Here is a 13108-nt window from a genome sequence, read left to right as displayed (position 1 = left end):
CCCGATGATCGGCGTTTCAGGGCCGTTCGTAGCGGCCGGTGAGTTTGCCGCGGGCGATCACATGCCCGGTGACGGCTGCGAGGACGGTGGGCAAGGTTGCGCCATCGCTCGATCCGCTCGGCTGATCGAGCGCCAGGAGCTGGAAGACGTAGCGGTGTGGTCCGTGACCGGGGACGGGGCGTGGACCGGCGTAGCCCCGGCGGCCGAAGCTCCCGGTGCCCACCCTGATGCCGCTGCTCGTCCCACCGTCATTCGCGCCGAGCGCTCCCTCCTGGACGCCGGTGATGCGCGGATCGATTCCGGTGAACACGCCGTGCACAACCGGACGACGCACAGGCGCGTCGGGGTCCTCGATGATCAGCACCAGCTCGACGGCCTCGACCGGCACACCCGACCAGTGCAGTGATGGGGATACGTTGTCTCCCACTCCCGTTCCCGCGTGCAGGCGCGGAATGTCCTCGCCGTCAGCGAAGGCGGCACTGCCCACCGCCAGGGTTTCCGGTGCGTGCTGGACGGCCGTATCGAACCAAGCGATGCGGCCGAATCCGGCTCGCACCGGACGCAGGAGTCTTCCGATCAAACGAATTGCCATGTTGGTCCGATTCTGTGGGGTCGGTTGCGGTCACGACAGGAAGCCCTGCTCGGCCAGGCGCGCGAGAATCCCTCCGCTGCTGATGATTTCCAGCAGCAACGGCGGAAGGGGGCGGCCCAGGCCGGTGATACCGGTGGACTCGTTTCTGTACGTGCCCGTCGCGAGATCGAAAGTGCCGGTCTGGCCGTCCTGGAACTGCTCGGTGATCCCTGGTGCGGTGATCGCGGGCAGTCCCGCGTTCACGGCGTTGCGGAAGAACAGCGAGTTGAAACTCTCCGCGACCACGGCGGCGACACCCAGATGTTGGAAGAGGGCGGCGACCGGGCGGGAAGAGCCGACGCCGAAATTCGTTCCGGCGATGACGATGTCGCCGGGGGCGACGAGATCGGTCCAGCCGGGCCGCACCTGGTAGAAGATGTGCCGGGCCGCCTCGGGTAGCTCGAGTTTCATGGCGAAGGCCGGGTACATCGCGTCGGTGTCGAGGGAGTCCCCGAAGACCCAGACGCGGCCGGTGATGGTGGTGCTCATGCGGTGACGCTCCGGGGGTCGGTGATGTAGCCGGTGACGGCGGAGGCCGCGACGGTGGCGGGTGCGGCCATGTAGATCTCGGCCTCGGTGCTGCCCATGCGGCCGGTGAAGTTGCGGGTGCTCGAGGTCAAACAGACCTCGCCCGGTCCGACCACGCCCATGTGGTAGCCGAAGCAGGCGCCACAGGTCGAATTGGTCACCACCCCACCGGCATCGGCGATGTCCTGCAGGTATCCCAGTCGCATGGCGTCCCGGTAGACCTGCTGGGAGGCGGGCGTGACCAGCAGCCGGACGCCGGGGGCGACGGTCCGGCCGCGCAGGATCTGCGCGGCGATGCGGAGATCGTCGAGCTGGCCGTTGGCGCAGGACCCGATGAACGCCTGGTCGATGCGCCGGGGCTCGACCTGCGAGACCGGAACCCCGTTGCGGCTCACCGTGCCCGGGCGGGCGACGTAGGGTTCGAGACCCGACAGGTCGATCGTGCGGATGTCGGCGTATTCGGCGTCCGGATCCGCATCGGCGGCAACGAAATCCGTCACCTCGCGCGCGGCGAGAAACTCGCGCAGCACGTCGTCCACACCGAAAGTGGCGAAGTCGGCGGAGATTTCGGCGACCTGGGTGGCGATCGTGCGCCGGTCGTTGAGCGGGACCGTGGGCAGGCCCGGGCCGCCGAATTCGAGATTCTGGTTGGTGGCGTCACCATAGGTGTCGGCGAGATAGAGGAAGACGTCCTTGCCGCTGACTTCCGGCGGGAGCGCGCCGGTGAGTTCGTAACGCACCGTGGGTGCGAGTTCGAACCAGGTGGCGCCGGTGCACAGGATGGAGTACACCTCGGCCGGGCCGAGTCCGCGGGCGGCGGTGTTGTACGCGCCGCCCGCACAGGTGTGCGAATCGGTGCAGGCGAGCACCTCGCCGGGACGGGCCAGGCCGTTCTCGGCGATGACCTGGTGGCAGATTCCGTGCCGGCCGACATCGTAGAAGTGCTCGATCCCGAAGTCCGCCACGAACTTCCGCGCCCTCGGACCGCCCGCGGCATCCTTGAGCGACGGCGCCGGCACGGCGTGGTCCATGACGACCGCGACCTTGCGGGGATCGTGGATGCGCCGGGGCTGCTGCCACAGCGTGGCGAATTGCAGATCGATGAGGACGCACATGTCGACGTCGACGGTCACGATGTCCCCGGGCCGCACCCGCGGCACACCGGCCTTGCGGGCAAGCAGATTCTCGATCATGGTCATGCCCATGGTTCAGCCTCCTTCACGGTAGCGTTCGCCCAGTTCCGACCATTCGGCCAGACCGACGAGATCGAAGAACTCGGCAGGTTTCGCGGGCAGCAGCGGCCCGGGATCGCGGCCGGCGAGCTCGGCCAGGCCGGTGAGCATCGCGTACGCCGCGGCGCCCAGCGGGAGCGAGGGGTGGATGGCGATCGAATAGCCCAGTTCCCGCAGGCGCGTGGCGGATTCGATCGGGGTGAGGCCGCCGAGGACGAGGTTGATGAGCAGGGGCGCGGACACCTCCCGCGCAATGCGCTCGATCTCGGCGGTGCCCTGCGGCGCCTCGACGAAGATCACGTCGGCGCCCGCCGCCGCGTAGGTGTTGGCCCGGTCGATGGCGGCATCGAGACCGAGTGGGCCGCGGGCGTCGGTGCGCGCGACGACGACCAGGTCCGGATCCGTGCGCGCCTCCAGTGCGGCGGTGAGTTTGGTGACGAACTCCTCGGACTCGATCAGCTCCTTGTCGGGCAGGTGCCCGCACTTCTTGGGGAAGGCCTGGTCTTCGAGCTGGATCGCGGCGACGCCGGCGGCTTCGTATTCGCGTACGGTGCGAACGACATTGAGCGCGGTGCCGTATCCGGTGTCGGCGTCGGCGAGCAGCGGGATGTCGCCGAGGACGCGCACCAGCATGCGGGCGCGCTCGACCATTTCGGTCTGGGTCACCAGCCCGATGTCGGGAAGTCCGAAACCGCTGGCGGCCACGCCGGCGCCGGTCAGGTAGGCGGCGGGGAAGTCCAGCCGGCGGACCAGGGAGGCGGACAGGCCGTCGAATACGCCCGGGGCGACGATGATTTCGGCACGGTCGATGAGGGCGGCGCGCAGTCGCGCCCGCGACGGGGTGGTCACCGGAGGTGATCCTGTTCCAGGTTGTCGAGGGCGCCGGCGACGGGCGCGGCGAGCAGGTCGGCCAGCTCGCGCAGATCGGCGAGTTCGTCGATGCCGAGCACTGCCCGCTGGATGGCGTCGAGTCGATCGGGCGAGACCAGGGGACCGACGAGTGAGCGGTACTTGGCGACGAGTTCGTCGTCGGTGACCGGGTCGGCGGGGCCGCCGTGCGGCTGGACGATCCGCTGTGCGAGCACCGTGCCATCGGTGAGGGTGATCGCCAGTTCGGTGGCGAAACGCTCGTGGACAGGGCCGTTCTGGATGTTCTCGTCGAGTTTCACCTCGACCTTGCCGAGCAGCTCCCAGACATCGTCGGCGTCCAGCCGGGCCGGGGTGAACTGCGGCGGCAGCACCTGGCCGTCGAGCAGCGCGACCGCCGCGGCGTAGCCGAGATTCATCTGCGCGCCGATGGCCGTCAACGGCCGTTCCGGCTCCCACCAGCCATGGTGGTAGACGGTGTGGCCGACGCGAATCTCGATGTGCGCGGCCGACTTCGGATCGATGTGGTGACGGGCGCGCAGCTCCAGCGCCGCCTGGACGGCACCGTGCAGCCCGCCCTGGGCCGCATACGACTTCACCATGATGAGCTCGGTGTGCCAGCCCTCGCCCAGACCGGCGATCACCCGGGTGGGGTCCGGGTCGTGGCCCTCGCCGAAGACCGACAGGTAGCCGCCGTAGGGCCGATCGAAGACCTGCTTGATCCCGGTGTACCCGGCTGCGGCCAGACCGGCCGCGTAATAGCCGTTACGGGCGGCGAATCCGTGCTGCATGCGCTTGGACATCGCCTCGTACTGGGCGGCCATCAGACCGGCGGACTGGGTGCCCGCCATGCCGAGCGCGTCCTCGAGCCGGGCAGCATCGAGCGCCCGCAGCTTTCCGGCAACCATTGCGGCGGTGTGGGTTCCGAAGACCGGGCCGCTGTGCCAGCCGCGGGAGAGCATCTCCGAGCCGTGCAGGGCCAATCCGACGCGCGGTCCGACCTCGAACCCGGCGATCGCGGCGGTCAGGGCCGCGGCGCCGGAGACCCCGCCGAGCTGCTGGGCGGTTGCGAGCAGGACCGGCAGGATCAGCGAGGTGCTGTGCAGGGGAGCGAGCGGATGGAAATCGTCGAGCTCGAAGCCTTGGATGAAGGTGCTGTTCAGCAGAACCGCCGCGGGCCCGCCGGTGGTGGCCCCGGTTCCGATCACGGTCGCCGCGCCCGCGCCTTCCAGGTCCAGCACCGCCGAGGTGGCGATCCGGGACCAGGGCAGCTGCGCGCCCACCAGACCGCACGCCACACCGTCGAGCAGCAGGTGCTTGGCGCGGGTCCGCACCCGCTCGGGGATCTGCTCGGGCGTCAACCGCTCGACCCACCGAGCCAGCGGTGCCGTGACGCCCGTCGTCGTCGATTCGCTCATGTCCTCAGTGAACGGCAGGCCACCCGCGTGTCCCCGAAATTGCGGGGGAGTCGCACAATGGGTGCATCCAGTGCGGGAAATCGACGGAATGGATCTGAGTCGTGCGGGAGAGCAGCCTCGACGAGGTCGACCTGATGCTGCTCGACGCGTTGCACGCCAACCCCCGGGTCAGCTTCGAACGGCTGGGCCCGGCGCTCGGGGTTTCGGCGGCCACGGCCGCCCGCCGCTGGCAGCGACTGTCGGAGTCCGGGCGCGCGTGGGTGTCGTCGGTGCCCGGCCCGCAGGTGGCGCTGGTCGGCGCGGTGTGCGAGGTGCGGGCACAGCCGGGCCGGGCGGCGGCCGTCGCCGCCGGGCTCGCGTCGATCCCGCAGGTCATGAGTGTCTACGGCACCGACGGCGATTTCGACCTGCACACCCTGGTGTTGGCCGACAGCCCGGCAGCCTTGAGCACCCTGCTGCTCGAGCGGCTGCCCGCGGTGCCGGGCATCGCGCGGGCACGCTCCACGGTGGCGCTGCAGTGGCACAGCGGCGTGCACTGGCGTCTCGGCGCGATCGACAGCCATCAGCAACGGTCGGTCGCCGAGGAGGGAAGTGGCGAGTCGCGAAAAGCGGTGCGCTACCGCACTTTCGAGCCCGGCGACCGGGACCTGTTCCTCGCCCTCCAACACGACGGCCGGGCCCGATACCGGGATCTGGCCCGCGAGCTGAACACCTCCGAGCATCTCGTGCGCCGTCAGCTCGATGCCCTGGTCCGCCGCGGAATGCTGGCCTTCCGAACCGATTTCGCACGCGGCGCGGGCGGCTGGCCGACCGAGTACGTGCTCTGGCTGTCGGTTCCGCACCGGGACCTCGACGCGGCCGGGACCGAGATCGCCTCCTGGCCGGAAACCCGGATCTGCCTGTCCACGGTCGGGCGGGCGAACATCATGGTGATGGCCCAGGTGCATCGCATCGCGGATCTGAGCGCCATCCTCGGCCGGATCACCACGGCACTGACCGATGCGGTCGTCATCGACCAGCGTCTCGTGCTCCGGGCGTTCAAGTCGTGGGGGCGGCTGCTGGATGCTTCGGGGCACGCGGTCGGCGTGGTGCCGGTCGATCCGTGGGCGACGGTGGCGGACGCCTGAGGCGTGCCGGTGGATCGAGAGCCGTTGCCGTGCACCGGCTCTCGATCGATCAGCCGTCGTGGACTGCGATCAGGCCCGGGATCACACCGAGATAGGCGGTGCTGTCCGGTCCGATGGCGATTCCGGCGTAGTTGTTGTTGAACCCGGGGCCGGTGCCGGTGAGCTGCTTCCACACCGTCGCTCCGGTGCGGAAATCCAGGGCCGTGAAGTACCAGGGATCGCTGGCTTCGGTGCCCTTGGTGTAGGTGTAGATCAGGCCGGTGGCGAGCGACAGCTTGGGCACGACGGTCGGAGCGGCCTCGGTCGTGTCGGCCCACACCTGGTGGCAGCCGTTGCCGTCGGGGTCGATGTCGATGCGGGCGAAGCCGGCGGTGGTGGTCTTGCCCAGCAGGGCGGCCTCGGGACCGGTGTAGCCGTAATTGTTTTCGACGATCAGCGCGTTTCCCGCGCTGATCAACGAGTTCTCGGTATCACTGGCGCCCGCCTCGAACACCGGCACGGCGCACACCTGCCGCTGCGCCGCCCCGGGCGCGGTGCGGAAGACCACGACGTTCATCGGGTCGGCGTTGTCGGTGATGGCGACATAGCCGCCGGACAGCAGGGTGGGTGTGGTGCCCGTGCCGTCGTCGACCTGGCCGGGCTTGTGCTGTCCACTGTTGGCGTAGGTGACCCGCCAGGTGACGGCGGGTGCGCCGCCGGGGCCGGCATCGAAGCGCAGCAGCTCACGGTTGGTGGCGATGTACACGTCGCCGTCATTACCGACGGCGAAGGAGTTCTCGATCTCACCCTCGGCGCCGTCGCCGAGCCGGATCACCTGTGCGGCACCGGTGTTCAGGTCGAGGGTGCCGACCACGCCGTCGGTCCGGGTGACGAACCACAGCAGCCCGTCGCTGTCGGGCAGCGCCGAGTTGAAGGTCTCCCCGGCCCGCAGCACACCGGTCAGGTCGTAGTCGTGCGCGAGGGTGAAACCGTCGCCGCCGGCGTTCTCGGCGAACACCCGGATGTGGCCGTCGCGCGAGGCGATCACCGCGCGATCCTCGTTGTCCAGATAGAAGTAGGCGCCGCCGGTGAAGTTCCCGAAGGCGCCGGGCCGCAGGAACGCGCCCGGATCGCCGGGTAACGCGCTGCGGCCCAGCACATTCAAGGAGACCGGGTCCAGCAGGTACAGCGCCGGGGAGGGGCCGATGCAGGTGGTGACGATGCGGCCGGCGCGGTCGAAGGTGATCGACCCGCATTCCCCGCCGATCACCGCCGACACCACGCGGGGGTCGTGCCCGAGCGGTCCCGGGCGGGTGCTGGTGTTGCTCATCCACCCGTCGTCGTGGATGCCGGAGCTGCCATTGGGCGCGAGATAGGGATGTTGCGGCACCGGCGGCACATCGGTGACCGGCTGTGCCACAGCCGGATTGCCGAGAAATCCGGGCGGCGACCCCGGCACCGCGGGAATCGGGACGGCGGCCGCGGTACCGGCCACGGTGGCGAGCAACCCGGCCGCGGCCCCGGTGACGAGGTTGCCCCGCACGCTATTTCGCACCGATACCGTCCCGCAGGAAGTCGAAGAGCTGCTCCCCGAAGGGTTTCGCGGTCTGGGTGTTGTAATCGTTCCATCCGTCCTGCTGGGCCTGCTGCAGGTAGGAGGGTAGCGGCTGGTGCAGTTCGGTGCTGACGGCTTCGTCGTGCAACCGGCTCATGGTGTCGCGCAGGCCGCCGCCGACGGCCGCGACATTGTCCAGCTCGAGCTGTCCGTCGCGGGTCGAGTAGTCGTAGAGCTCGTATTCCTCCGGCTCGGCCGGATCGATCTGCGCGGAGCCCGGCACCCAGTGCGAATAGCGGACGAACTTGGCGTCCGCGGTCCGCAGTGCGATCACGTGACCGGGTGCGTCGTCGTTGAACCGGACGGCCGCCTCCTCGATGGAATGCTCGTCGGTGGTGTGCAGGATCCACGGTCGTCCGGCTGCGCCCGGATCGGCGGCGACGGCGGCGATGTCGTGCCGCCCGGCCAGGTGCGCGTACCGGTCGTCGGCCCGCCACCCGTTGCCGCCGGTGCCGATGGTCAGCAGCAGCGCGGCCAGGTCGATACTGGAGGTCAGCTGGTCGCGGGTGCCGGGCACGGGGGTGAGCTGACCGCGCGGGTCGTGGATGAACAGCGGCACGCGGATGGCCTCGTCGTAGGCGCCGCCGCCCTTGCCGTGCAGGCCGTGCGAACCGGCGTAGTCACCGTGGTCGGAGGTGAACACCACGACGGTGTTGGCGGCGACCTCCGGCCGGGTCGCCAATTCGGTGAGCACCCGCCCGATCTGGGTGTCGACCTGCTGCTGGAACCAGAGATAGAGGTTGCGCATGTCGATCCACTCCTGATCGGCCCCGGGTGTGCCGTAGGGCGCCACCCCGAAGGTCACCGCCGAGACCTCCACCAGGGCCTTCTGCAGCCGCGGTTTGCGCGACAGCTGCTCGAGGGTCTCGAAATTGCCCGGTAGGTCGTTGATCCAGCGCGGAATGTTGTTGAACGCCAGCGTGCGTCGCGTCCAGCGCGGCCACCATTGGATGTCGTGCGGGTTGACCAGTGACACCGTCGTGCACCAGGGGCCCTGTCCCGCATCGGTATTGAACCAGTCGACGAACTGGTCGACTATGCGTCCGTCCATCTGCAGGCCCTGTTCGGGCGCGCCGTTGGGTGAGGGGTAGGTGCCGCCGTCGAAGCCGTAGCGGTCCAGGCCGCCCGGGGTGGTGTCGGCGTAGTGGCCCAGGTGCCATTTGCCCCACCAGGTGGTGCGGTAGCCCTGCTCGCGCAGCATGGACCCCCAGGTCGGGAAGCCCGCCGCCAGCTCCGACTGCGAGGTGGACAGGCAGCCGGTCTGATGCGAGTACAGGCCTGTCACCAGCGCGCCGCGCGAGGGCGTGCAGTCGTTGGCGGCCGTGTAGTGCTGCTCGAAGGAGACCGACCTGTCCCGCAGCGCTGCGATGTTCGGCAGGATGGTGTCGAGCACCGACTGCTCGGGGAACCACATCGGGGTGCGCATCTCGTCGACCAGGACCACCAGGATATTGGGCCGGTTGGGATGGTTGTCCATGCGTCGCGGGGTCGCGGCGGCCGGGCCGGTGGCGGCGACCGCCGCGGCGGTGGCTCCGGCCATTGCGCCGGTTCCGAAAAATCCTCGCCTGCTGATCATTTCGTGGATCCTCCGGTGGTGTCGGGCGCCGGGTTGGCGGCGATGAACTCGGCCACCACCGTCGCGAGCTGCGGGCCGCGGTCCTCCTGCAGGAAGTGACCGGCGCCGGTGATGGTGATGTGCGGCTGGCCGGTCGCGCCGGGCACCCGCTCCTGGAAGGCACGGTGGCCGCCGGCGGTGATCGGATCACCGTCGGAGAAGGCGGTGAGCACCGGTTTCCCGAAGTGCGCCAACTGTTCCCACGCGTGCCGGTTGGCGGGGCCTGCCGGGTCGTCGGGGCGGGTGGGGACCAGCATCGGGAAGGCGCGCGCGCCCGCCTTGTAGGTCTCGTCGGGGAACGGGGCGTCGTATCCGGCCACCACCGCGGGGGACAGCTCGGTGCGGCAGCCGCCCGCGACGATGCCGCCGACGGGGAATTGCGGTGTCTCCTGGGAGAACCGCTGCCAGGCGGTGAAGGCGTCGGTCAGTTTCGCTTCGCCCGTGGGCAGGCCGGTATTGGCGACCACGACCCGGGCGAAGCGGTCGGGGTGCTCGGCGACCAGCCGCAGGCCGATCAGCCCGCCCCAGTCCTGGCAGACCAGGGTGATGCCCGAGAGGTCCAGGTGGTCGAACAGGGCCTCGCGGACCCATTCGACGTGGCGGGCATAGGTGTACTCGGCGCGGTCGGCGGGCTTGTCGCTGCGGCCGAAACCGATCAGATCCGGTGCGATGCAGCGTTTCCCGGCCGCGACCAGTACCGGGATCATGTGGCGGTAGAGGAAGCTCCAGGACGGTTCGCCGTGCAGCAGCAGCACGATCTCGCCGTCGCGCGGGCCCTCGTCGAGGTAGTGCAGCCGCAGCCGGGAATCGCTGCCGTCGCCCGCCTCGACCTCGAGGTAGCAGGGTTCGAAGGGAAAGTCGGGCAGGGCGGCGAACCGCTCGTCCGGTGTCCGCAATGCGTGCATGAGGGGCACGATAATATTGTTGCATGCAGCGTGCAACTACCCTTGCCGGTGTGTAGGGTGGCCGATGATGGACGGACGGACCGCACGTGGAGCCAAGAACCGTCAGGCGGTGCTCGACGCCGCGCTGACGCTGATGGAGGAGGGCAACCTGCAGCCCACCGCGCAGGCGGTGGCCGAACGCGCGGGAGTCGCGACCCGCTCGGTGTATCACCACTTCCGCGACCTGGAGACGCTGTATCTCGATGCCGCGCAGACGCAGATCGCCCGGCACTGGGTACTGCTCATGGAACCCGTGAGCGGCGACCTGGACGAGCGCGTCGATCGCCTGGTCGCACTGCGGGCCGAACTGTTCGAACGCGTCGCGGGCACCCGCCGCGCCGCCCTGCTGCGTGAACACGAATCCGTCGTCCTGTCCGAACGACTGGACGAGAGCCGCGCCGCGCTGCGCGCCCACCTGCGCACCCACCTGCCCGAACTCGCGGATCTCGACCCCCCGGCCCGCGAGGCCGCCTACGCCCTGTGCTCCTGGGAAACCTGGGACGTCCTACGCCGCCACCAGTCGCTGTCCGTCACCGCCGCCCGCGCCGCGATGACGACAGTCCTCACCCGCCTGCTCACCGGCTGAGCGGGCCGCCGAAAGAAGAGGCACCTCATGGCGATCACCCCCGACCCCGACCAGTTCACCCGCTTCGCCACCGCCACCGACGAGGGCCCCGTCGTCATGCTGAACCTGATCACCTTTCGGAACCGCACCGAATACGCGGCCTACGGCGCCGCCGTCCTCGCCCTGGTCGCACAGCAGGGCGGCCGCCTCCTGTGGCACGGCGAACCGCAGCAGACCCTGATCGGCGACGCCGACTGGGATTACGTCGCCCTCGTCGAATACCCCAGCCGCCGAGCATTTCTCGACATGGTGACCGCCCCGGAATACCAGCGCATCCACCAGCACCGCGAGTCGGGCATCGCCCGCACCGAACTCATCGCCTGCCACCCTCTCGCCACCCACTGACCGCATCGGGCAGGATCCGTGGAATATTCTCGACCCTGTCCCTCGGCGGCCCCCGGAGGAAGGACATACCTATGGAATCCGACGACTACACCCGCACCCGCCGCAGTCTCCACGGTGTGGCCGAACTGCTGATGGCCGGCCCGCAGTACCGCGCCCATGGCACGATCAAGCTGCGCCCAGCCCCGGGCGGATTCAGCACGATCCATCCCCCGTCGATCGCGGTGGACGGCGATCTGCTGCTGGTCGATGGTTCGGTGGTCGGAAAGCTCAGCGGCACAACCTTCGCCGAACTGGCCGACCACGCCGGCATCGACGCCGGCGCACCCGCCGACCTGTACTCCGACAGCTCGGGCTGCACCCTCACCGACACCATCCACGTCGACCTCGACCACGCCCAGACCATCGCCCGAGCCTTCGACTGGGGTGATCGCGCCCTCCGCCGCCTGAACCCCACCGAAACCCCCGTCCTCTGGCCCGAACACTTCGACCTCGGCATCACCGCGGACCGCATCAACTACGGCGTCTCACCCGGCGACCCCCACATCCCCGAGCCCTACGCCTACGTCGGCCCCTGGGACCCCCACACGGGCCCCTTCTGGAACGAATCCTTCGGCGCAGCACACACCCTCACCGCCCTGGGCACCGCAGAAGCCCTGTTCGCCTTCTTCACCGAGGGCCACCACCGCGCCACCGAATCCTGACGACCCGCGAGCAGGCCGGTTTCGGCGCGCTCTGCACGAGCGGTTCCGCGCCGATCGGAACCGGCTTGCTCGGTATGCCGTTGCCGGGCAGGCTTTTCCGGTGACGAACAGCTCTGATGATCTGCGTCTGTGGGATGCGGTCGCCGACAATTATGCAGCGACGGTGCCGGGTCCCGCCGATAGCTTCTATCGGCGGATACACGGGTTCCTGTGGTCTCGCCTGGGTTCGATCGCTGATCTCGATGTCTTGGACCTGGGGTGCGGGCACGGCTGGCTCGCGGAACAGATGCGGCAGGCCGGAGCCCGCGTCACCGGCATCGACGGCAGCGAGGCGCTGCTGGCGGCCGCGCGCACCCGATACCCCGAGATCGACTTCCAGCACCACGATCTCACGCTCGGATTACCCGGCCCGGGCCGATACGACAGGGTCGTCGCGCACATGGTCCTGATGGATATTCCGGTACTGGACCAGTTGCTCACCGATGTCGCGGCAGCATTGCGGGACGGCGGCGTGTTCGTCTTCTCGATTCTGCATCCAGCGTTCTTCAGCCAGAACATCGTCGACGAAGGACCCTGCGGCGAGCGCTATCGAAAGGTCACCGGCTACCTGGAGCACGAGACACGGTGGATCGAGTCCTTCGGCGGGCATCGTCACTACCACCGCCCGCTGTCCTGGTATGCCGAACAGCTGACCGCTCACGGGCTGGTGATCACCGGCATCCATGAGCCGCCGTCATTGCCGCACAACGATATTCCGGTATCCGAGTGGACCGATTACCAGAAGTGGTTCAGCACCGTCCCCACCATGCTGGCAATGTCGTGCATCCCGGCCAACCAGGCGATGCCGCCCCGGGGTTGACCCTCGAGACGCCCTGTCAGGGTTGTCCCGATGCCCGGATACTGTGGGACACAGGTGAAGGTGGCCGGAGTGATGACCTCCTGCGCGAGGGTCGTGGCCGTATCAACCCGCCCCGATCAGATACCCGCACGGTTGCGGCCGCGGGTGCTCATCGGGAGCGGCCGCATACCTCCAGTCGAGGCCGTAGTCGTGCGTTTCCGTCATTGTCCGCGCCACGGTGATCGACGACTGGAAACCCATTGGGCAACAGCATGATCGATGCCCGAATGGCCGGGACCGGTTGGTTCGCGGCGAAGCCCTTGACCGAGGTCGGCAGGGATGTCAGGGGGGTGTGCGTTGCCGACAACTATTGCTGCGCAACGGATTCAAGATCGTCAGAAGGGTGGTGCCTTCTTGCGATGCGACGAATCCGCCACTCGCACCGCATATCCGGCGGCCACGCTCATGTCATGCAGGGCCGCCTGCACCCAGTGAAGCACTGATTCTGTTGGGGCACAGGCGATTGCGGATATCAGCCAATTTCGGACGCGTGACCAGAACTTAACGATATTCCGGTCATGAATCCCGCAGGTTCGGCGTAGCGTGCCTTGAACATTCACCGAGGTTTCCCGGTTCCGAGAGT

The 13108-nt window shown here is 68.9% G+C and carries 13 protein-coding genes; 5 read left to right on the top strand and 8 right to left on the bottom strand.

The window, feature by feature from the left end:
• Positions 1 to 16: 16 nt before the first annotated feature.
• Genes ACQP1O_RS23315 through ACQP1O_RS23295 form a run of 5 tightly spaced genes read right to left on the bottom strand, consistent with a single transcriptional unit; the run spans position 17 to position 4676 of the window.
• On the bottom strand, positions 17 to 592 hold the full coding sequence (locus tag ACQP1O_RS23315; protein WP_433560610.1) for a YbhB/YbcL family Raf kinase inhibitor-like protein: 576 nt from the start codon (positions 590 to 592) through the stop codon (positions 17 to 19).
• A gap of 30 nt (positions 593 to 622) precedes the next feature.
• Positions 623 to 1108, bottom strand: a complete 486-nt coding sequence (locus ACQP1O_RS23310; RefSeq protein ID WP_433567762.1) for a 3-isopropylmalate dehydratase — start codon at positions 1106 to 1108, stop codon at positions 623 to 625.
• An 8-nt stretch (positions 1109 to 1116) separates the two neighbouring features.
• Entirely contained in the window at positions 1117 to 2364 is a 1248-nt protein-coding gene (locus ACQP1O_RS23305; RefSeq protein WP_433560609.1) for an aconitase/3-isopropylmalate dehydratase large subunit family protein, read from the bottom strand.
• Positions 2365 to 2367: 3 nt separating this feature from the next.
• Positions 2368 to 3240, bottom strand: a complete 873-nt coding sequence (locus tag ACQP1O_RS23300; protein ID WP_433560608.1) for an isocitrate lyase/PEP mutase family protein — start codon at positions 3238 to 3240, stop codon at positions 2368 to 2370.
• On the bottom strand, positions 3237 to 4676 hold the full coding sequence (locus tag ACQP1O_RS23295; RefSeq protein ID WP_433560607.1) for an MmgE/PrpD family protein: 1440 nt from the start codon (positions 4674 to 4676) through the stop codon (positions 3237 to 3239). Before ACQP1O_RS23295 ends, ACQP1O_RS23300 begins: the two co-directional genes overlap by 4 nt.
• 101 nt (positions 4677 to 4777) lie before the next feature.
• Here ACQP1O_RS23295 and ACQP1O_RS23290 point away from each other — a divergent pair, with 101 nt between their 5' ends.
• Positions 4778 to 5803, top strand: coding sequence for an Lrp/AsnC family transcriptional regulator (locus ACQP1O_RS23290; protein ID WP_433560606.1), 1026 nt, complete (start codon positions 4778 to 4780; stop codon positions 5801 to 5803).
• A gap of 49 nt (positions 5804 to 5852) precedes the next feature.
• Here the strand turns inward: ACQP1O_RS23290 and ACQP1O_RS23285 are convergent, their stop codons facing one another.
• From ACQP1O_RS23285 to ACQP1O_RS23275, 3 genes are read right to left on the bottom strand one after another with little or no spacing between them, the layout of a single operon-like run.
• Entirely contained in the window at positions 5853 to 7325 is a 1473-nt protein-coding gene (locus ACQP1O_RS23285; protein ID WP_433560605.1) for a hypothetical protein, read from the bottom strand.
• A gap of 1 nt (position 7326) precedes the next feature.
• Positions 7327 to 8973, bottom strand: a complete 1647-nt coding sequence (locus ACQP1O_RS23280; protein WP_433560604.1) for a sulfatase-like hydrolase/transferase — start codon at positions 8971 to 8973, stop codon at positions 7327 to 7329.
• Positions 8970 to 9917: a haloalkane dehalogenase gene (locus ACQP1O_RS23275; RefSeq protein ID WP_433560603.1), complete on the bottom strand. Its 948-nt coding sequence runs from the start codon at positions 9915 to 9917 to the stop codon at positions 8970 to 8972. The genes ACQP1O_RS23280 and ACQP1O_RS23275 overlap by 4 nt, the downstream gene beginning before the upstream one ends.
• Before the next feature lie 64 nt (positions 9918 to 9981).
• Here ACQP1O_RS23275 and ACQP1O_RS23270 point away from each other — a divergent pair, with 64 nt between their 5' ends.
• The 4 genes from ACQP1O_RS23270 to ACQP1O_RS23255 all read left to right on the top strand — a co-directional run bounded on the left by ACQP1O_RS23270 (position 9982) and on the right by ACQP1O_RS23255 (position 12486).
• Entirely contained in the window at positions 9982 to 10542 is a 561-nt protein-coding gene (locus ACQP1O_RS23270) for a TetR/AcrR family transcriptional regulator (RefSeq protein WP_433560602.1), read from the top strand.
• 27 nt (positions 10543 to 10569) lie between these two features.
• Complete coding sequence (locus ACQP1O_RS23265) at positions 10570 to 10926, top strand: DUF1330 domain-containing protein (RefSeq protein WP_433560601.1); 357 nt, start codon at positions 10570 to 10572, stop codon at positions 10924 to 10926.
• 71 nt (positions 10927 to 10997) lie between these two features.
• Positions 10998 to 11627 (top strand): hypothetical protein, encoded by a 630-nt coding sequence (locus ACQP1O_RS23260; RefSeq protein WP_433560600.1) that lies wholly within the window; start codon positions 10998 to 11000, stop codon positions 11625 to 11627.
• Positions 11628 to 11727: 100 nt separating this feature from the next.
• Complete coding sequence (locus tag ACQP1O_RS23255; RefSeq protein WP_433560599.1) at positions 11728 to 12486, top strand: class I SAM-dependent DNA methyltransferase; 759 nt, start codon at positions 11728 to 11730, stop codon at positions 12484 to 12486.
• The last annotated feature ends 622 nt before the right edge of the window (positions 12487 to 13108 follow it).

The sequence above is a fragment of the Nocardia sp. CA-151230 genome, from assembly GCF_050942175.1.
Taxonomy (GTDB): domain Bacteria; phylum Actinomycetota; class Actinomycetes; order Mycobacteriales; family Mycobacteriaceae; genus Nocardia.
This window is presented reverse-complemented; position numbering and strand designations above follow the sequence as displayed.